Genomic DNA, 17,665 nt, shown 5'->3' with positions numbered 1-17,665 from the left:
GCCCGTGGTGTACGGGCGGAGAGACATGCGGACAGGGGCCGGGGAAACGGGGCCGGGGAAAGGCGGGCTCGAATACGCCTGGCCGTTCATCCTTCCCCTCTTCGGTTGGCAGCGCGCGGCCGTCGGTATGGCGCGCCCATGAGCGTCGGCAATGGATACGGAGCGGCATGGGATACGGAATTCAAGGAGCCGCCGGAACGCCCTCGAAACGTCGCGCCGATGCGCACGGCGGCTACCGCACCTTCATGTCCGGCTCGGAATACGACCAGCTGGGGTTCCATGTTTTCCGGACCGTTCGTTTCACTCTGCGATTGCCCGAGTACCGGGTCAACCGCAACCAGTTGGACGCCACGGATGAGGCTTCCGTGGCGTCCAACTGGTTCTTTTCCGTGTTCCGTTCACGCATCGGCCGCCGGCCGCGGACCGTCGGTCCGGGAATTCACCCCCCGACGTACTCCCGCAAATGCCGGGCCGTAAGCGTCTCCCCCTTGGCGACCAGTTCGGCGGGCGTGCCGGTGAAGACCACCCGGCCGCCGTCGTGTCCGGCACCGGGCCCGAGGTCCACGATCCAGTCCGCGTGTGCCATCACCGCCTGGTGGTGCTCGATGACGACGACCGTGTTGCCGTCGTCCACCAGACGGTCCAGCAGGGCGAGCAGCTGGTCCACGTCGGCCATGTGCAGCCCGGTGGTCGGCTCGTCCAGGACGTACGTCGTGGCCTTCTCGTTCATGTGGATGGCCAGCTTGAGGCGCTGCCGCTCGCCGCCCGAGAGGGTGTTGAGCGGCTGGCCCAGGCGCAGATAGCCCAGCCCGACATCGCCGAGCCGCCCGAGGATGGCGTGTGCCTGGCCGGTCGGGAAGAAGTCGTACGCCTGCGCCACGGACATCGCCAGCACCTCGCTGATGTCCTTGCCGCGCAGCTTGTACGTGAGCACCTTCGGCGTGAAGCGCTTGCCCTCGCACTCCTCGCACACCGACGCCACCCCGGCCATCATCGCGAGGTCGGTGTAGACCAGCCCGATGCCGTTGCAGTGTGGGCAGGCGCCTTCCGAATTGGCGCTGAAAAGGGCCGCCTTGACGCCGTTGGCCTTGGCGAAGGCGGTACGGACCGGACCGAGCAGTCCGGTGTAGGTGGCCGGGTTGGAGCGGCGCGAGCCACGGATCGGCGACTGGTCGGCGACGGCGACGCCCTCGCGCCCGGCAACGTATCCGTGGATGAGCGAACTCTTCCCGGAGCCCGCGACGCCGGTGACGACGGTCAGCACGCCGAGGGGTATGTCCACGCTCACGTCGCGCAGGTTGTGCCGGTCCGCGCCCTCGATCGCCAGGGTGCCGCGCGGTGTGCGCACCTGCTCGCGCAGTCGCGCCCGGTGGCCCAGGTAGCGCCCGGTCAGGGTGCCGGACGTACGGAGCCCCGCCACGTCCCCCGCGTAACAGATCCGCCCGCCGTCCGTACCGGCGCCCGGCCCCAGGTCGACCACGTGGTCCGCGATGGTGATGACCTCGGGCTTGTGCTCGACGACGAGCACCGTGTTGCCCTTGTCGCGCAGCCGCAGCAGCAGGTTGTTCATCCGCTGGATGTCGTGCGGGTGCAGGCCGACGGTCGGCTCGTCGAAGACGTAGGTGACGTCGCTGAGGCTGGAGCCGAGGTGGCGCACCATCTTCACGCGCTGCGCCTCGCCGCCGGAGAGGGTGCCCGCGGGGCGGTCGAGCGAGAGGTAGCCGAGGCCGATCTCCACGAGGGAGTCGAGCAGGTGCCGCAGGTTGGCGAGCAGCGGCGCCACGGAAGGGTCTTCGAGCCGGCGCAGGAACGCCGCGAGATCGCTGATCTGCATCGCCGAGCACTGAGCGATGTTGACGCCGTCGATGGTGGAGGAGCGGGCCGCGGCGCTCAGCCGGGTGCCGTCGCAGGCGCGGCACCCGGTGAAGGCGACGGCCCGGTCGACGAAGGCCCGGATGTGCGGCTGGAGCGCGTCCCGGTCCTTGCTCAGGAACAGCCGCTGGACCTTGGTGACGAGCCCTTCGTACGTCGTGTTGAGCGTGGCCTCCTTCACCTTGGTCGCGGGCTTGTACAGGAAGTCCTGCCATTCCCGCTCGGTGAAGTCCTTGAGCTTCTTGTCCGCGGGGAAGAAGCCGGAACCCGCCATGACCTGCCAGTACCAGGAGCCGATGGCGAAGTTGGGCACCGTGATGGCGCCCTCCTCCAGCGAGCGCTCGCGGTCCACGAGCTGGTCCACGTCGATCTCCGACACCTGACCCAGGCCCTCGCACACGGGGCACATCCCGTCGGCGCTGTTGAAGCTGAAGGCGGAGGAGGTGCCGATGTGCGGGGTGCCTAGGCGGCTGAAGACGATGCGCAGCATGGTGTATGCGTCGGTCGCGGTGCCCACGGTGGAGCGGGAGTTGGCGCCCATCCGCTCCTGGTCGACGATGATCGCGGCGCTCAGGTTGCGCAGCGCGTCCACGTCCGGGCGGCCCATGCTGGGCATGAACGACTGGATGAACGCGGTGTACGTCTCGTTGATCAGCCGCTGTGCCTCGGCGGCGATGGTCCCGAAGACGAGCGAGGACTTGCCCGACCCGGAGACCCCGGTGAAGACGGTGAGCCGCCGTTTGGGCAGGTCCAGGGACACATCGGCCAGGTTGTTCTCCCGCGCGCCGCGTACCTCGATGACGTGGTGCAGGTCCGCGGCGGACGGCTGGAAGCCGGAGAGGTCGGCGGGCATACGGATTCCTTCTCCTCGCGTACGGCGGCCCGGCGGGGACGGCCGGGCGGGAAACGGATCGGCGGCGGGGCGGGCGGCGGCCACGGGCCCCGGCGGCGTCCTCGTACTCTGCCACACTTTCCGCGTACGGCGTACTCTGTACGTTGTACAGAGATAATGGTGGCCGGACGGACGGACCGGGCGCCCGCACACGAACAGGACGGACCCATGGGCAAAGAACCGGGCGCCGACGCGGCCCGCACCCTGCGTCTGCTGTGGCGGGAGCCCGGCAGCGGACCGTCCCGGCGCGGCCCCAGGCAGGCGCTGAGCATCGACGCCGTCGTCGAGGCCGCCACCGCGCTCGCCGACGCGGACGGGCTGGACGGGCTGACCATGCGCAGCGTGGCGCAGCGGCTCGGCGTCACACCGATGACGCTCTATACGTACGTACCGGGCAAGTCGGCGCTCCTCGACCTGATGCTGGACGCCGCGTATCTGCGGATGCCGCGCGCGGCGCACGACGGCATGCCGTGGCGGGCGCGGCTGGAGGCGGTCGCGCGCGCGAACCGCGCGCTGTACCGGCGGCATCCCTGGGTGGCGGAACGGCCGGTCTCCCGCCCGCCGCTCGGCCCCGGGGTCATGGCCAAGTACGAACACGAACTGGCCGCCTTCGACGGGCTCGGCCTGGACGACGTGACGACGGACGCCGCGCTCACCTACCTGCTCGGCTTCGTGGACTCCGTCGCCCGCGCGGAATTCCACGCACGCGCCGCGGCCCGGGACAGCGCCCTGACCGATGACCAGTGGTGGGCTGCCCACGCCCCTGTCCTGGCCACGGTTTTCGACCCCTCCCGCTATCCCCGCGCGGCCCGCATCGGCAGCGCCGCAGGTGAGACGCATCAGAGCGCGTACGACCCGGAGCACGCGTTCGCCTTCGGTCTCGCGCGCGTACTGGACGGATTGGCCGCGCTCGTGGAACCGGGGCGAGTACCTCCGGAACACGGCGCCCCCTGATCCGGCGGGCGCCTCCCGAGTGGCCCCGCCCCGGCCGCTCCGGCCCGCGACCTGCCGTTTAGGGTGCGGCAATGACTTCGGAAAGCTATCTCTCGTCCCTGTTCTCGCTGGACGGACTGGTCGCCGTGGTGACCGGCGGCAGCTCCGGTATCGGCCGGGCCATCACCGGCGCCCTCACCCACGCCGGCGCGAGCGTGGTGATCGTGGCCCGCAGGGAGGCTGAACTCACCGCCACCGTCGATGAATTGACGGCCGACGGTGGCCGGGCCGCCTGGGTGAGCGCCGACCTCGGCACCCGGGAGGCCGCGCGCGCGGCGGCCGAGGAGGCAGCCGGGATCTTCGGCGAGCCCGACATCCTCGTCAACTGCGCCGGGGTCAACCTGCGGCCGCCGATGAGCGAGCTGGACGACGCGGTGTGGGACACCACGATGGCGGTGAACCTGGAGGCGCCCTTCGTGCTCGGGCAGCGGTTCGGCCCCGGCATGGCCGAGCGGGGTTTCGGGCGGATCATCCACGTCACGTCCCAGCAGGCGCACCGGGCGTTCGTCCGGAGCGGCGCGTACGGGGTGTCCAAGGGCGCGCTGGAGTCGCTGGCCCGCTCCCAGGCCGAGGCGTGGTCCCCGTACGGCGTCACCTGCAACACGCTCGTGCCCGGCTTCGTCCCCACCCCGCTGAACACCCGCCTGTCGTCCGACCCGGAGCAGGTGGCGGCGCTGGCCGCCCGCACCATGGTCGGACGCAACGGCCTGGCCGGGGACTTCGCGGGCGCCGCGGTCTTCCTGGCGAGCCGCGCCTCGGCGTACGTCACCGGGCAGTCGCTGTTCGTGGACGGCGGCCTGTCCGTCCACTGACCCGGCGCGTACGGTGAGGACCACGGCCGACGGCGAAGGAGTGGCACATGAACAGCCGCACGCCCGGGAAGGCGGGACCCTCCTGATGGACGCCATGGACACCACGAACGCCGGCAGCAGGGAACCCCTCACCGGGCGCATCGCGCTCACCCCGGCGGCCGCCGACCTGATCCGTACGCTGCGCGCCGCGCACGGTCCGCTGATGTTCCACCAGTCGGGCGGCTGCTGCGACGGCAGCTCGCCGATGTGCTACCCGGCGGGCGAGTTCCGTACGGGCGCGTCGGACGTGCTGCTGGGGCGGCTGTCCGTGGACGGCGTCGCGGAGGCGGTGGACTTCTGGATGTCGGCGGACCAGTTCGCGCGCTGGCGGCACACGCATCTGACGGTGGATGTCGTGCCGGGACGCGGCGGGGGCTTCTCGCTCGAAGCGCCGGAGGGCGTGCGCTTCCTGATCCGCTCGCGGCTGTTCACCGAGGAGGAGCGGGCGCGGCTGGGCGAGTGAGGCACGGCCGGGGCGCGTTGCCCAGGTAGCTGGTGAGGCCCCGCGCACGGGGGATGACGCGGGGCCTCATCCAGTTGAACGAGCGAAGGGGGTCCGGGGTTCCCCACCGGGGCGGAATTTCCCGAATATTTTTCCGCGGGCGCACGACACCGTTCTCATGCGGCCCGGCCCCGGCCATTTCCCGCTCCTCCTGCCTTCCTCACGCCTCGTCGTCGACCAGCCGTTCCAGCATGTCCTGGAACTCCACGTCCACGACCACCCGCAGCCCGTCACCGTCCGGCTCGCTCAGTCGCGTCATCTCGCCGCGCCGCCACCAGAACACGTTGGGGCTGATCGCCCCCGCCGCGTCCTCGTGGCCGGCCGCGGCGAACTGCGCCATCGCCTGGAGGGCCGGAACGACCTGCGAGTCATGGATACGGTGGAAGGCCAGCTGGTGGCGGAAGGGAAGGGCGACCAGCGCGCCGTCCGCGGTCAGCGGCGTACCCATGACCCGCTCGACCAGGTCCTCCAGGACCAGCACCCGGCTTGCGGTGAAGAACGAGTCGCCCAGCACCACCTCGAAGGACGAGCCGTCGCCGCGCCGTACCGTCTCGTGGCCCTCGACCGGCAGCGCGCGCAGGTTGTTCAGCGCCCTGATCCGCAGCTCGGCCACCTCGCCGAGGTCCGTCAGCGAGTCCTCGCTGAGCATCTGCACCGCCTCGGGCAGGTCCAGGGCGAGCACCTCGCGCAGCCCGGGGGCGGGCGCGCGTCCGTACCGGAAGGAGTCCGCGGGCGGCAGCGTCTCCTCGGCGACCACCCGCGGGAACAGCCGGGCCCGGATCTCGTCCTCCGACAGGGTTTCCATCGGCTGCGGCCCGTCCATCGTGCGCAGCACCTTGCCCACGTGATCGCGGATCATGGTGGGCCACACCCGCTCGCCGCGCCGGTCGCGATGGCAGACCGCGGCGAGATTGCCGAGCCCGAACTGCCGTCCCGCGGAGTCGGCGACCACACCGGCGTACACCGTGACCTCCAGGCCGCGCTCGGCGAACGCCTGGCGGACCTGTGACCGGAAAACGCCGCCCTCCCGCTCGGAGAAGAAGGAGAACTCCCCGTCGCGCGGGGCTTCGCGCGGATCCCGCTTCGGTCCACGGCGGAACAGGCCCATCTCTTCCTCCCGGCGACGGCCACGATGCCGCCGATCGTAACGGCTGCGCCGGAGCCCCTCGACCGGTCCCCCACCCGGTCACACCCGGCCTTCCCCGGCGCGCCGCGGCCCGGCCGGCCGAAGTCCTCCCTGGTGATCCTGCCCAGGACGGCAGCCGGTCATGGCGCCCGCGAGCAGCGGAAACGGGCGGCGGACCGGCCACCGGGGTACGCTGCGGGGCCCCCGGCACCGGCGGGGACGCGACGTCCGATTCCCGCCAGCCGCGGCGCCCGCGCGGCCGCACAGTGGAAGGTGACGGATGAGCCGGTGAACGGCACGAGAGCACAGAGAAAGGGGCCGGACCATGACGGCCACGACGGTCCACACCACACTCGCCAGCCCGCTCGGCGACCTGCTGCTGGTGGGTGAGCCGTCCGCCACCGCGCCCGGCGGCACGGCACTGGCCTCCCTGTCCGTACCGGACCAGAAGGGCGGCGCCACGGTCGGCCCCGGGTGGACCCACGCCCCGGCGGCCTTCACGGAGATCGCCACCCAGCTCACCGCCTATTTCGAGGGCACACGCACCCGCTTCGACATCGAGTACGTCCCCGGCGGCACCCCCTTCCAGCAGCGCGTCTGGCAGGCCCTGGAGGCGATCCCGTACGGCGAGACCTTCACCTATGGCGACATCGCGGCCCGCATCGGCGCCCCGCGCGCCGCGGTCCGCGCCGTGGGCACCGCCATCGGCCGCAACCCGCTGCTGGTCGTCCGCCCTTGCCACCGCGTCATCGGCGCCAACGGCACCCTCACCGGGTACGCGGGCGGGCTGCAGCGCAAGGAACAGTTGCTGCGTCTTGAGGGGGCGGGGTGTGTGGTGGGGGCTTTTACGGGGTGAGGCGGCGGTTGGTGCGGCCGGCTTCGATGAGCAACGACAGGCCGTCGAGGTGTGACCGCAGCCCGAGTTCGAAGAGGGCGTCGAGATCCAGGTCGTATCCGGCCGGACCGCAGCCCTCGACGACCCGCGCGAAGGTCGGGTAGGCGCCGGAAGCGATCAGCCGGGTGAGCACGGCGGTCTGGGTGTCGAGCCACTGCTCGTCCGAGAGCCCCGTTGCCCCCTGGGCCTGCGCCTCGCGTTCCAGGTGGACGGCCAGGCCCTGCACATGCGCGTACAGCAGTACGTTGATGTCGAGCATGGTCGCCGGGTCGAGGCCGTGTCCGTCGAGGGCGCTGAGCATCCACTCGGAGTAGGCGAGCATGTTGGGCAGCAGCAGCGGTCTGGTGAGCGGCCCGGTCTGGGCCAGCCAGGGATGTTTCCGGTGCAGCGCCCACATCGCCCGGGCGCCGGCCTCCAGCCGGGCCCGCCAGTCGGCCGGATCCTCGGCCGGGCGTGGCAGTTCCCCGAACACCGTGTCGGCCATCAGCAGCACCAGGTTGTCCTTGCCGTTCACATAGCGGTACGGCGACATGGCGGCGGTTCCCAGGCGCGCGGCGACGCTCCGCATGGACAGTGCGGCGAGTCCTTCCGCGTCGGCGATGGCAATGGCCGCGCGCACCACGCCGTCACGGCTCAACTCGCGCTCGGCTCCGGGTGCCTTGGCGGTGTGCCGGGCCGCGCCGGAGGCTTCCCGGACAGGCGCCACCACGGTGCCGACGCGTGCTCGGGTGTGCACCGTCCCCTCCTGCCGCAGAACGGTCAGTGCCTTGGTCGCGGTGGCGAGGGCGACGTTCCACTCCCGGGCGATCTGCCGGGTCGACGGAATCCGGTCCCCGGGGGCCAGCTCACCCTCTGCGATGCGCTGCCGGATGTCGTTGACGATGCGCTGGTAGGGCGGGGTGCGGTGTGCGGTCACCGGTGTGTTCCTCCATACACGGCCATATGTTCAGCTGCACAGGTCGGCTGTACTAGTACAGACCCTAGCAGGGAGGAGGCCGCGAACGGCTGCTTCTGAGCTAGTACAGCAGCAACTAATGCTGCTGGTCAGCCACTTGGCGAGGCTGCGCGTACGGCGTACATTCAGCGCGTACACCGTACAGAGGAGTCATGATGCAGACCGTTTCCCCACACCCCGCGCACGCCCGGACCGTGCTCGTCTCCGGCGCGAGCGTCGCCGGGCTCGCCCTCGCCCACTGGCTGCGCCGCCACGGCTTCGCGCCGACGGTGGTCGAGCGGGCCCCGGCCATACGGCCCGGCGGGCAGGCGATCGACGTGCGCGGCGCGGCGCTCGATGTCCTGGACCGCATGGACCTGCTGGCGGCAGCGCGTGCGGCGCGCACCCGGATGCGCGGGATGTCGATGCTCGACGCGGACGGCAACGAGCTGTGGCGCTCGACGGAGATGACGCTCAGCGGCGGCCGGCTGGACGGTGACGACATCGAACTGCTCCGTGACGATCTGACGGGGCTGCTGTACGAGCGGGCCCGGGACGGGGTCGAGTACGTCTTCGGGGACTCGATCGCCGCCCTCGACCAGCGTCCGGACGGTATCCGCGTGACCTTCGAACGCACCGAACCCCGGGACTTCGACCTGGTGGTCGGGGCCGACGGACTGCACTCGAAGGTGCGCGCTCTGGCCTTCGGGCCCGAAGAGCGGTTCATCCGTCATCTCGGGGCCTATGTCGCCGTGTTTGCGACGGACAACTTCCTCGGCCTGGAGGACTGGCAGATATGGGTCCAGGACGCCGACCGCGCGAGCCTGTGCGTCTATCCGGCGCGCGGCAACACCGAGGTCCGGGCCACCGTCGGATTCCGGTCGGAGCCCATCGGCCTCGACCACCGGGACACGGCCCGGCAGCGGGCGGTGATGGCCGAGCGGCTGGCTCACCTGGGCTGGGAGACACCCCGCCTGCTGAAGGCCATGCGCGAGGCGCCCGACTTCCACTGCGACGCGATGGCCCAGATCCAACTGGACCGCTGGGCGGACGACAGGGTCGCGCTGGTCGGCGACGCGGGGTACTGCGCTTCGCCGCTGTCCGGCCAGGGCACCAGCCTCGCACTGGTGGGCGCGTACGTTCTGGCGGCGGAACTGGGCCGGGCGAACGGGGAGTACAGTACGGCGTTCGCCCGCTACGAGCAGCGGATGCGGCCGTACGTGGCCCGCAATCAGGCCCTGGCCACGGAAGATATGTCGGGCGCCGCCGGAGAAGCGGCCCTCGACGCGGCGAAGGACGCGATCACGCTCGATGAGTGACGGCGCCCCAACACGGCCCGCCCGCATGCACGCGCGCAAGGAAAACGGCACCAAGCCCCCCAGACCCGGCGCCGTTTCCGCCTGCCGCTCCTCCCTTCCCCCCACCACCCGCGTACGCGGGCCGGGAGGAGCGGCCGGATCGCGGCCGGCCTGGGTCGGGCGATCCCCCGCATCACCCGACCCAGGCAGCCTCGACCGGGGGCCGTCCCGTGCGGGACGGGCTCCCGAAGCCCTGCCGAGTATATTGGCTCCGGGCCAGTCAACGCAGGGGCTATGCCATGACCGTTTTCGAGCGGTCTTCCCGGAGGGCCCCGGACCTGCGGCGCGCATCGCCGCACGACTCGTCTTTCGGCGCGTCAGTCACGGCCGCCACAGGGCTTTTCGTACACTTGAGCGACTTGGCGGCGGTGGAGCCGCCTCGACCAGTGAAGGGGCGGGGCGTGAGTGGCGCGGAGGGGCTCGCGGCGGTTGGTGACGGGGCGTATGTGGTGCGGAATGTGGGCAGCGGGCTGCTGCTGGAGGTCGAGGACGGCCGCAAGGGCAGTGGGGCGAACGTGCGGCAGGGGAAGGACGACGGCTCGCCGGGGCAGTTGTGGCGGATCACCGAGGTCCACCCGGGCAGCGGGCTGCGGCACCTGACCAACGTGGGCAGCGGCAAGCGCCTGGACGTCACCGGCGCCTCCACCGAGAACGGCGCCAACGTCCAGCAGTGGAAGGCCAACAACTACGGCGCGCAGGAATGGCTGCTGGAGCAGCATGTGGACGCGCCCGGCACCTTCACGCTGACCAACTACGCCAGCGGTCTGCTGCTGGAGGTCGCGGACGACAGCGCGGAGCCGGGGGCCAACGTCCAGCAGTGGGAGGACCGGGACCGTGCGGGCCAGTGGTGGAGGCTGGAGAGCCGCTGATCACTGCCGGACTTCGTAGGGCCCCCTCAGAATCCGGCGGCGCGCTCGATGCGGTCGAGCAGCCGGTGGCGGCGTACGGCGTGGGCGAAGTCCGGCACGTGGTGGGTGCCGTCCGCGAGGTCGGCGCGGATCTGCTCGTAGGCGTGGGCCACGGTGTACGCCATCTCCGTGCCGCGGCCGGCGAGTGCGGGCAGCGTGGAGTACGCGGCGGGGACCGGCAGTTCGGCGAGCGCGGCGTCCTCGCCACGGGCGCCGCGCACGGTCACCTGGCCGAACTGCAGGTGACCGGAGTCCCCGGTGAGCAGCAGGTCGCCTTCGGTGCCGTTGATCTCCCAGTGGAAGTTGGTGGCGCGGGACAGGCCGCCGCGGAAGTGGACCGAGGCCACCGCGCCGCCTTCGAGTACGCCGTTGACGGCGATCTGGTCCGGCACGTCCATCCGCGCCTGCTCCCCGGTCACCTGGTTGCGCACCTTCGGACGGCGGGTCGCCAGTGTGGCGTCGAGGTCGGTGAACTCGCCGAGCGCCATGGTCACGGCGTCGATGGTGTGACCGAAGGGAATGGTGAGCAGGGAGGCACCGTTGGTGCGGTCGAGGAGGTAGGCGCCGCCCGGCTCGAACTCCGCTCCCCAGCCGCGGCCGGAGGCGATGACGCTGGTGGACAGGACCTCGCCCACGTAGCCGTCGGCGATCAGGTCGCGTACGTACCGGATCTGGGGCGCGGAGCGGGCCTGGAGGCCGACGAAGGTGCGGATACCCTTGGCCTCGGCGACGGCGGCCAGCTCCTCGGCCTCCGCGAGGCCGTTGCCCAGCGGCCATTCGCTGAGCACCATCTTGCCGGCTTCGAGGGCGGTCAGGGCCAGTTCGCGGTGGTGCGGGACCTTGACGGCGACGACCACGAGGTCCACCTCGTCGCGCCGTACGAGTTCTTCGGCGCTGCCGAAGGCGAGCGGGATGCCGTACTTCTCCCCCGCGGCCCGCGCCGACTCCGGCGTGCTGGCGGACAGGGCGCGGACCTCGAAGCCCGGTACGGCGGCGAGCGCGGGCAGATGGGCGCGGGCAGCCCAGCCACGGGAGGCGCTGAGGCCGATGATGCCGACGCCGATGGGGGCGGAGGGGGTGTGGGAGGGCATGGCGAAGTCCTTTCGGCGGGTGGTGGGTGGCGCGGCGGCGGGCCGCCTGCCGCGCCGGGGCGAGCGATCATGACAGTAGCCCATGTTCGCATGAAAGTGAACATGGGCTTCTTCGGCGCCGACCGCGGGTGAGGGATACTGGGCGCATGGCCAGCCGTACGTCCTCCCCGCTGCTCCACCCCGACGAGCGGGACTTCGACCTGTTCGCCGTCATGAACGCGCTCACCGACCCGGTCCGGCTGAGCATCGTCCTCAGGCTCGCCGACGAGTCGGCGGTGCCCTGCGGCACCTTCGACCTGCCCATCGCCAAGTCCGCGCTCAGCCGCCATCTGCGCGTGCTGCGCGAGGCGGGCGTCATCAGCCAGCGGGACGAAGGCACCCGCCGGGTCAACTCCCTGCGCGCGGACGAGTTGGAGCGCCGCTTCCCCGGGCTGCTCGACCTCGTCCTGAAGGAAGGCGCCAACCGCGGCACGCCGCAGCCGGTCCCCGCCTAGGGACACTTTCTTCGTTCCGAACGCCGCATTCCGCCTCCCGGTGGGGTGCGGCGCTTTTTCGTTTGCCGTTCCTAGGGCTCCTAGGTTAAAACTAATACCCCTAGGCATACAAGAACGTACGGAGGGCACATGGCGCGGGCCGGGCTGACGGCGGAGCGGGTGACGCGGGCGGGGGCCGAGCTGGCGGACGAGATCGGGCTCGACCAGCTGAGCATGGCGCGGCTGGCGCGGCGGCTCGGCGTGAAGGACGCGAGCCTGTACTCGCACGTCCGCGGGCTGGAGGATCTGCGCGGGCGGATCGCGCTGCTGGCGGCGGACGAGAAGACGATCCGTATCGCGGAAGCGACCGCCGGGCGCGCGGGCAAGGAGGCGCTCGTCGCGTTCGCCAACGCCTGGCGGGAGTACGCCCACCGGCACCCGGGCCGCTACACGGCGACGCAGATCCCGATCGACATCGATCCCGAGCTGGCCGCGAAGGCACCCGGCCCGCGGCGCGCGGTCGAGCTGACGTACGGCATGCTGCGCGGCTACGGCCTGGCGGAGCCGGACCTGACCGACGCGGTGCGGCTGTTGCGCAGCACGTTCCATGGCTTTGTCGCCCTGGAGGCCGCCGGTGGTTTCGCGCACGCGCGCTCGCCGCAGCGTTCCTGGGACCGCGCCCTCGACGCCCTGCACACCCTCCTGGAGCACTGGCCCCCATCCCGAGAAGGAGACTCCTCATGACCGACCCGACCATCGGCAGACTGCGCGTGAGCGGCGCGACCCTGCACTACGAAGTGCGCGGCCGGGGACCGCTCCTGCTGCTGATCCCCGGCGGGACGGGCGGCGCGGCCTCCTTCGACGGCATAGCCGACGAGCTGGCCGCCACGTACACCGTCGCGGCCTACGATCCGCGCGGTCTGTCCCGGAGCCCGCTGGACGACCCCGGCGCCGAGCAGCGGGTGGCGGAACACGCGGAGGACGCGTTCCGGCTGCTGGAGTTGCTGTCGCCGGGTGAGCCCGCCCGGGTCTTCGGTTCCAGTTCGGGCGCGATCGCCGCCCTGCACCTGCTGACCGCCCACCCCGAACGCGTCGAACGCGTTGTGGCGCACGAGCCGCCGGTGGTGGAGGTCCTGCCGGACACGTCCGAGCACCGCGCGCTCATCGCGCGCGTACAGGAGACGTTCCGTACGCAGGGGCTGATGCCGGCCATGGCGGTGTTCGCCGCGGGCCTCAAGAAGGACGATGACACCGCCGAGCCGGCGCCCGCGCCCGAACTTCCGCCGGAGGCGGCGGCGCGCGCCGAACAAACACTGGCCGGCCTGCCGTTCTTCATCAGCCGCATCGTGCCCGCCTTCATGTCGTACGTCCCGGACCTCGACCGCCTCGCGTCGCTGTCCGACCGGCTCGTACTGGCCTGCGGGCAGGACTCGCGCGGCGAGCTGCCGTACCGTCCGGCCGCGCTCATGGCCGAGCGGTTCGGTACGGAGCTCCGGCACTTCCCCGGCGGGCATGTCGGCCTGAACACGCATTCCGTGGGATTCGGCGAGGCGCTCAAGAAGGCGTTGCTCGCCTAGGCGAGCAACGGCCGCTCCCCCTCCCGGCGGTCCGGAAGGGGGAGCGCAAGCATCATCGTGCTCAGGCGGTCAGCTGCACCTCGGTACCGGCCACCGGTGCCGCGTTCTTCACCCGGCGCACGGTGTCCGCCGCGCGGGGCGCGGTCGCGAGCTGCTGCCGGGCGACGGCAAGCGCGTCCTCGGGCCTGCGGGTGCCGGTGGAGACGCACAGTGTGTAGGTCACGTCCTCCAGCCGCCGGCGCGATGCGTCGCTGCCCTGCTCCGCGTGGTGGGCCCGCGCGGTCTCGTAGCGCTCGACAAGATCCCGCAGGACCGCGGGGTGGGCCATCAGCACGTGTCGTCCTCTTCTCGTCGTAGGAATATCGGCTACGGGAAACCCGTCAGGCTTCGACGCACAGGCCGGTACGCAACTTGCGGAGGGTACGGGCCAGCAGCCGGGAAACGTGCATCTGGGAAATGCCGAGCGCCTCCCCTATCTTCGACTGCGTCATTTCCTGGCCGAACCGCATTTCGATGATCTGGCGCTCCCGGTCGTCCAGTTCCTGGATGAGCGGGGCGAGGGCGTGCAGGTTCTCGACGGTCTCCATGGCCGGGTCGGTATCGCCCATGGTGTCGGCGACGGTACGGGCCTTGCCGTTGGCCGGGCCGTCGTCGGACTGCTCGTTGGGCGAGTCCAGGGAGCCGGCGGCGTAGCCGTTGGCGGCGATGAGGCCGTCCAGGACCTCTTCCTCGGTGATCTTCAAATGGGTGGCCAGGTCCTTGACCGTGGGGTCGCGGTCGAGGGTGCCGGCGAGCTCTTCCTTGGCCTTGGCGATTTCGACCCGCAGTTCCTGGAGGCGGCGCGGCACGTGCACCGCCCAGCTGGTGTCGCGGAAGAAGCGCTTGATCTCACCGACGATGTACGGGACCGCGAAGGAGGTGAATTCCACCTCGCGGGAGAGGTCGAAGCGGTCGATGGCCTTGATGAGGCCGATCGTGCCGACCTGGATGATGTCTTCCATCTCGCCGCTGCCGCGGTTGCGGAAACGGCCGGCGGCGAACCGCACCAGCGACAGATTCATCTCGATGAGCGTATTGCGCGCGTACTGGTATTCGTGCGTGCCCTCTTCGAGGACCTGGAGCCGGTCGAAGAACAGCTTCGACAGCTCGCGTGCGTCCTTGGGGGCGATCTTGCCCGCGTCCTCGACCCACGGCAGTCCCTCGGCAACGCCCGCTGCCCCGCTCGCCGGCCGGTCGGTGCCGGTCGTCTGGTCGAGCTCCACAGTCCGCACTGCTGCCGTTGTCATGACTCGCCCTTTCCTGAGTGTCGACGACGATGCGTAGGACCGGGTTCCCCGTTCGGCACCGGTCATTCCTCACAGATCAAAAACAGTCGTCGCAGGTGACGGACGTGACACCAGGTCACGCCAAGGGAGGGAGCAAGGCGGCATGTTGGGGCATTCGCCCGCAAGGGCCGTTAAGTTGGACAGATCGTGGCAAATCCCTTCACAGGTCCGTCCCTCCTGCCGACTTCACGTCCCGGACGCCGTCGTCCGCGGTGCCGCCGGAGGCGTCCCGCTGAACGCGTCCGCCGGAATGTTGGGCATGGCCTGGCTGGATATGCGGTAGCGGCCGTCGAGAGGTTTCTCGGCCCGGGTCACGTGGACGGTGAGCGGGCCGGCCCATTCGTAGCGGTGTTCCGCGGCGTGCCGGGCCAGTACGTCGGTCAGCTCCTGGCCGATCTGTGCTTCCCGCTCGCCGAGCTGTTCGTGTACGGCGGGGGCGAGTTCCACTTTGTAGGCGTTGGGGACGAGCACCCGGTCGTGGGCGGCCACCACGGCGTGGCCGTCGCACTCGCGTCGCAGGTCGTCGCACAGCTCGACCGGGTCGTTTCCGAGCACCTTGTCGACCAGCGCACTTTCCCAGTGCTCCACCGTCTTTTCCATGCGCGTGAGCAATCCCATGCCGGCCGGGTTCCCGGTTCCCGTGGTCCCATTCGGCGCGGTGGACGGCGGCGGGCGACGACCCGCGGTCCGCGTGGGTCCCGTACCGGTTACGGGTGCCGGATCTCCGGCGGGGCGGGCGCCTCGGGAGCCGGCGGGGCTTCCGGGGCGTCGAACGGCGGCGGTACCTCGGCCGTCGAGGACTTCGGCCGGGCCGGCCGCGGTGCGACGGGAGCCGACGGCGCGGCCGGGGTGCCGGGTACCGAAGGGGCCGGCGGCGGGGCGGGTGCCTCGGGTGCGGCCGGCTGCGGCGGAGCCGGAACGCGGGCCTCGGGTGTGTGGTTCTCGTGGGAAGCGGACATGGTGGTCTCCTTTTCGGTTGCGGGAGGGAATTGCCGGTACGTGGCGCGGGCCGGACGTGCGGCGCCGGGAAAAGCGCCTGCCGGTGTCCGTGTCACTGCGTGACGCGGCGGGCGAACGACCGCATGGCGAGCCATACGAACCCGGCCGCGCCCACGGCCAGGGCCGTGACGAAGGCCCACGTCGGCATGTGGCCGACCTGGGGTGTGAGGACGGCCCGAAGCCCCTCGTTCATGTAGACCATCGGGTTGAAGAGCACGGCGATCTGCAGCCAGGGCGTGCCGTCCAGCGACGACCACGGGAAGTAGACGCAGCCGAGCATCATCGCGGGGAACATCACCAGGGTGAACAGCACCTGGATCTGGCGCGGGTCGATCCGGGTGGCCAGGTACATGCCGATCGCGGCGGCCAGCACCGCGCCCGCGAGCAGGACGAAGACGAGCATCGGCCAGTTGGCGACCGACACCGCGGGGCCCTGCCCCTGGGCGTGCACCAGCAGCACGACGGGGAAGACGAGGACGCCCGCCACCAGGCCCTCGACGACGGCGGAGAGGATCTTCTGGAGTCCGAGCACCCGGACCGAGACCGGAGCGAGCGCCCGGTCCTCGATGGCGCCGGGCCCGGACAGCTCCATGACCAGGGGGAAGGTCACCGCGGCCATCGCCTGGAGGACCATGGAGGAGCCCACCAGGCCGGGCACCATGATGGTGGAGAACGCCTCTCCCCCGGGCCCGGCCCCGCCGCCGCCCACCTTCGGCAGCACATAGGCGAAGACGAAGACGAACAGCAGCGGCTGGATGACGATGCGTACGGCGCTCATCACGAAGTTGCGGCGCAGCACCCGGGCGTCGCGCGCCATCATGGCCGCGAAGGTGTGCAGGGCCCGGCTGCGGACGGCGGGCGCCTTCGTCAGTACGGTGGTGGTCATTCGCGGAACTCCCGTCCGGTCAGCGTCAGGAACACGGTTTCCAGGCTGGGGCTGATCTGGGACGCGTCGAGGACGGTGAGCCCGGCCTTGGCGGCCAGCGCGACCAGGTCGCTGAGCACGCCGTCGGCGTCCTTGGCGAAGACCCGTACCTGTCCGTCCGCGGCCTCCACCCGGTCGGCGCGCGCCATCGCGCGCACCGCGGCGAGGTCGAAGTCGCCGCCTTCGTGGACGACGGTGACGACGGTCTCGGCGCCGATCGAGTCGCGCAGCGCCTTGGCGCTGTCGCAGGCCAGTACCCGGCCGTGGTCGATCACGGCCAGCCGGTCGCACAGTGTCTCGGCCTCTTCCATGTGGTGCGTCGTGAGCAGGATCGTCTGCCCGTCGGCCTGGAGTCCGCGCAGGATGTCCCACAGGTGGAGGCGGGACTGCGGGTCGAGGCCGGCCGTGGGCTCGTCGAGGAAGAGCACGTCGGGGCGGTGGACCAGGGCCCGCGCGATCATGACGCGTTTGAGCTGTCCGCCGGAGAGTTCGAAGACGCGGGCCCGGCCGCGGTCGGTCAGGCCGAAGAGCGCGAGGAGGTCCTGTGCCCTGGCGCGGGCGGCGCGGCGGCCGAGGCCGAAGTACCGGCCGCGGAACTCCAGGTTCTCGGCCACGGTCAGCTCGATGTCGAGGGTGTTGTCCTGCGCCACCACGCCGATGCGCCGTTTGACCGCCACCGGGTCGGCGGCCACGTCCAGGCCGCAGATCCCGGCGTGGCCCGCCGAGGGACGGACCATGGTCGTGAGCATGCCGATGGTGGTGGACTTGCCGGCGCCGTTGGGGCCGAGCAGTCCGAAGAACTCTCCTTTCGGCACGCTCAGGGAGAGGCCGCGCACGGCCTCCACCGCGCCGCCCGGCCCTGGATAGCTCTTGCGCAGGCCGTCGGCGTGGATCGCCAGATTGCCGGACATCCGGGCACCTTCCTGTTGTCGCCGCCCGCTCGG

General features: G+C 71.2%; 19 protein-coding genes. 9 read left to right on the top strand and 10 right to left on the bottom strand.

Translation table 11 applies throughout. From position 1 onward, the window contains the following. Positions 1 to 439 precede the first annotated feature (439 nt). Positions 440 to 2,725, bottom strand: coding sequence for an ATP-binding cassette domain-containing protein (locus tag CP984_RS39605; protein ID WP_003980658.1), 2,286 nt, complete (start codon positions 2,723 to 2,725; stop codon positions 440 to 442). A 207-nt stretch (positions 2,726 to 2,932) separates the two neighbouring features. Here CP984_RS39605 and CP984_RS39600 point away from each other — a divergent pair, with 207 nt between their 5' ends. The 3 genes from CP984_RS39600 to CP984_RS39590 all read left to right on the top strand — a co-directional run bounded on the left by CP984_RS39600 (position 2,933) and on the right by CP984_RS39590 (position 5,071). Continuing rightward, positions 2,933 to 3,718 (top strand): TetR/AcrR family transcriptional regulator C-terminal domain-containing protein, encoded by a 786-nt coding sequence (locus CP984_RS39600; protein ID WP_003980659.1) that lies wholly within the window; start codon positions 2,933 to 2,935, stop codon positions 3,716 to 3,718. A gap of 71 nt (positions 3,719 to 3,789) precedes the next feature. Next, positions 3,790 to 4,569, top strand: a complete 780-nt coding sequence (locus CP984_RS39595; RefSeq protein WP_003980660.1) for an SDR family NAD(P)-dependent oxidoreductase — start codon at positions 3,790 to 3,792, stop codon at positions 4,567 to 4,569. 85 nt (positions 4,570 to 4,654) lie between these two features. Beyond that, on the top strand, positions 4,655 to 5,071 hold the full coding sequence (locus tag CP984_RS39590) for a DUF779 domain-containing protein (protein WP_003980661.1): 417 nt from the start codon (positions 4,655 to 4,657) through the stop codon (positions 5,069 to 5,071). Between the two features lie 199 nt (positions 5,072 to 5,270). Here the strand turns inward: CP984_RS39590 and CP984_RS41695 are convergent, their stop codons facing one another. Continuing rightward, positions 5,271 to 6,218 carry a hypothetical protein gene (locus tag CP984_RS41695; RefSeq protein WP_003980662.1) on the bottom strand — a complete coding sequence of 316 codons (948 nt, stop codon included), beginning with the start codon at positions 6,216 to 6,218 and terminating at the stop codon, positions 5,271 to 5,273. Positions 6,219 to 6,561: 343 nt separating this feature from the next. On the opposite strand from CP984_RS41695, the gene CP984_RS39585 reads away from it, so the two are divergent. Continuing rightward, complete coding sequence (locus tag CP984_RS39585; protein ID WP_003980663.1) at positions 6,562 to 7,092, top strand: methylated-DNA--[protein]-cysteine S-methyltransferase; 531 nt, start codon at positions 6,562 to 6,564, stop codon at positions 7,090 to 7,092. Here the strand turns inward: CP984_RS39585 and CP984_RS39580 are convergent. Further along, positions 7,082 to 8,047 carry a TetR/AcrR family transcriptional regulator C-terminal domain-containing protein gene (locus tag CP984_RS39580; protein ID WP_003980664.1) on the bottom strand — a complete coding sequence of 322 codons (966 nt, stop codon included), beginning with the start codon at positions 8,045 to 8,047 and terminating at the stop codon, positions 7,082 to 7,084. The two genes, CP984_RS39585 and CP984_RS39580, sit on opposite strands and share 11 nt — an antisense overlap. Positions 8,048 to 8,238: 191 nt before the next feature. Here CP984_RS39580 and CP984_RS39575 point away from each other — a divergent pair, with 191 nt between their 5' ends. Continuing rightward, complete coding sequence (locus CP984_RS39575) at positions 8,239 to 9,384, top strand: FAD-dependent monooxygenase (RefSeq protein WP_003980665.1); 1,146 nt, start codon at positions 8,239 to 8,241, stop codon at positions 9,382 to 9,384. A gap of 440 nt (positions 9,385 to 9,824) precedes the next feature. Then, positions 9,825 to 10,292, top strand: coding sequence for an RICIN domain-containing protein (locus CP984_RS39570; RefSeq protein WP_030178459.1), 468 nt, complete (start codon positions 9,825 to 9,827; stop codon positions 10,290 to 10,292). A gap of 26 nt (positions 10,293 to 10,318) precedes the next feature. Here CP984_RS39570 and CP984_RS39565 read toward each other — a convergent pair whose 3' ends face one another. Beyond that, a complete protein-coding gene (locus CP984_RS39565) occupies positions 10,319 to 11,422 on the bottom strand; it encodes a Gfo/Idh/MocA family protein (protein ID WP_003980667.1) in 1,104 nt (367 codons plus the stop codon). A gap of 146 nt (positions 11,423 to 11,568) precedes the next feature. Here CP984_RS39565 and CP984_RS39560 point away from each other — a divergent pair, with 146 nt between their 5' ends. From CP984_RS39560 to CP984_RS39550, 3 genes are all read left to right on the top strand, one after another. Beyond that, complete coding sequence (locus CP984_RS39560; RefSeq protein ID WP_003980668.1) at positions 11,569 to 11,916, top strand: ArsR/SmtB family transcription factor; 348 nt, start codon at positions 11,569 to 11,571, stop codon at positions 11,914 to 11,916. Positions 11,917 to 12,045: 129 nt separating this feature from the next. Further along, on the top strand, positions 12,046 to 12,639 hold the full coding sequence (locus CP984_RS39555) for a TetR/AcrR family transcriptional regulator (protein ID WP_003980669.1): 594 nt from the start codon (positions 12,046 to 12,048) through the stop codon (positions 12,637 to 12,639). Further along, positions 12,636 to 13,472, top strand: a complete 837-nt coding sequence (locus CP984_RS39550) for an alpha/beta hydrolase (protein WP_003980670.1) — start codon at positions 12,636 to 12,638, stop codon at positions 13,470 to 13,472. Before CP984_RS39555 ends, CP984_RS39550 begins: the two co-directional genes overlap by 4 nt. Positions 13,473 to 13,533: 61 nt before the next feature. Here CP984_RS39550 and CP984_RS39545 read toward each other — a convergent pair whose 3' ends face one another. From CP984_RS39545 to CP984_RS39520, 6 genes are all read right to left on the bottom strand, one after another. Continuing rightward, entirely contained in the window at positions 13,534 to 13,800 is a 267-nt protein-coding gene (locus CP984_RS39545; protein WP_202480905.1) for a DUF5133 domain-containing protein, read from the bottom strand. A gap of 52 nt (positions 13,801 to 13,852) precedes the next feature. Beyond that, on the bottom strand, positions 13,853 to 14,758 hold the full coding sequence (locus tag CP984_RS39540) for an RNA polymerase sigma factor SigF (protein WP_032920468.1): 906 nt from the start codon (positions 14,756 to 14,758) through the stop codon (positions 13,853 to 13,855). A gap of 225 nt (positions 14,759 to 14,983) precedes the next feature. Then, positions 14,984 to 15,397, bottom strand: coding sequence for a DUF3662 domain-containing protein (locus CP984_RS39535; RefSeq protein WP_003980673.1), 414 nt, complete (start codon positions 15,395 to 15,397; stop codon positions 14,984 to 14,986). A gap of 107 nt (positions 15,398 to 15,504) precedes the next feature. Continuing rightward, positions 15,505 to 15,756, bottom strand: coding sequence for a hypothetical protein (locus tag CP984_RS39530; RefSeq protein ID WP_003980674.1), 252 nt, complete (start codon positions 15,754 to 15,756; stop codon positions 15,505 to 15,507). 92 nt (positions 15,757 to 15,848) lie between these two features. Continuing rightward, positions 15,849 to 16,682 carry an ABC transporter permease gene (locus tag CP984_RS39525; protein ID WP_003980675.1) on the bottom strand — a complete coding sequence of 278 codons (834 nt, stop codon included), beginning with the start codon at positions 16,680 to 16,682 and terminating at the stop codon, positions 15,849 to 15,851. Then, complete coding sequence (locus CP984_RS39520; RefSeq protein WP_003980677.1) at positions 16,679 to 17,632, bottom strand: ABC transporter ATP-binding protein; 954 nt, start codon at positions 17,630 to 17,632, stop codon at positions 16,679 to 16,681. The genes CP984_RS39525 and CP984_RS39520 overlap by 4 nt, the downstream gene beginning before the upstream one ends. Positions 17,633 to 17,665 lie beyond the last annotated feature (33 nt).

The sequence above is a fragment of the Streptomyces rimosus genome, from assembly GCF_008704655.1.
Taxonomy (GTDB): domain Bacteria; phylum Actinomycetota; class Actinomycetes; order Streptomycetales; family Streptomycetaceae; genus Streptomyces; species Streptomyces rimosus.
Note: the sequence above shows the minus strand (reverse complement) of the source record. Positions and strands in the feature narration are given on the sequence as shown.

Coding starts and splice junctions, on each gene's coding strand:
- CP984_RS39605 (WP_003980658.1), bottom strand. CDS start 2,725: ATGCCCGCCGACCTCTCCGGCTTCCAGCCGTCCGCCGCGGACCTGCAC.
- CP984_RS39600 (WP_003980659.1), top strand. CDS start 2,933: ATGGGCAAAGAACCGGGCGCCGACGCGGCCCGCACCCTGCGTCTGCTG.
- CP984_RS39595 (WP_003980660.1), top strand. CDS start 3,790: ATGACTTCGGAAAGCTATCTCTCGTCCCTGTTCTCGCTGGACGGACTG.
- CP984_RS39590 (WP_003980661.1), top strand. CDS start 4,655: ATGGACGCCATGGACACCACGAACGCCGGCAGCAGGGAACCCCTCACC.
- CP984_RS41695 (WP_003980662.1), bottom strand. CDS start 6,218: ATGGGCCTGTTCCGCCGTGGACCGAAGCGGGATCCGCGCGAAGCCCCG.
- CP984_RS39585 (WP_003980663.1), top strand. CDS start 6,562: ATGACGGCCACGACGGTCCACACCACACTCGCCAGCCCGCTCGGCGAC.
- CP984_RS39575 (WP_003980665.1), top strand. CDS start 8,239: ATGATGCAGACCGTTTCCCCACACCCCGCGCACGCCCGGACCGTGCTC.
- CP984_RS39565 (WP_003980667.1), bottom strand. CDS start 11,422: ATGCCCTCCCACACCCCCTCCGCCCCCATCGGCGTCGGCATCATCGGC.
- CP984_RS39560 (WP_003980668.1), top strand. CDS start 11,569: ATGGCCAGCCGTACGTCCTCCCCGCTGCTCCACCCCGACGAGCGGGAC.
- CP984_RS39555 (WP_003980669.1), top strand. CDS start 12,046: ATGGCGCGGGCCGGGCTGACGGCGGAGCGGGTGACGCGGGCGGGGGCC.
- CP984_RS39550 (WP_003980670.1), top strand. CDS start 12,636: ATGACCGACCCGACCATCGGCAGACTGCGCGTGAGCGGCGCGACCCTG.
- CP984_RS39545 (WP_202480905.1), bottom strand. CDS start 13,800: ATGGCCCACCCCGCGGTCCTGCGGGATCTTGTCGAGCGCTACGAGACC.
- CP984_RS39540 (WP_032920468.1), bottom strand. CDS start 14,758: ATGACAACGGCAGCAGTGCGGACTGTGGAGCTCGACCAGACGACCGGC.
- CP984_RS39535 (WP_003980673.1), bottom strand. CDS start 15,397: ATGGAAAAGACGGTGGAGCACTGGGAAAGTGCGCTGGTCGACAAGGTG.
- CP984_RS39530 (WP_003980674.1), bottom strand. CDS start 15,756: ATGTCCGCTTCCCACGAGAACCACACACCCGAGGCCCGCGTTCCGGCT.
- CP984_RS39525 (WP_003980675.1), bottom strand. CDS start 16,682: ATGACCACCACCGTACTGACGAAGGCGCCCGCCGTCCGCAGCCGGGCC.
- CP984_RS39520 (WP_003980677.1), bottom strand. CDS start 17,632: ATGTCCGGCAATCTGGCGATCCACGCCGACGGCCTGCGCAAGAGCTAT.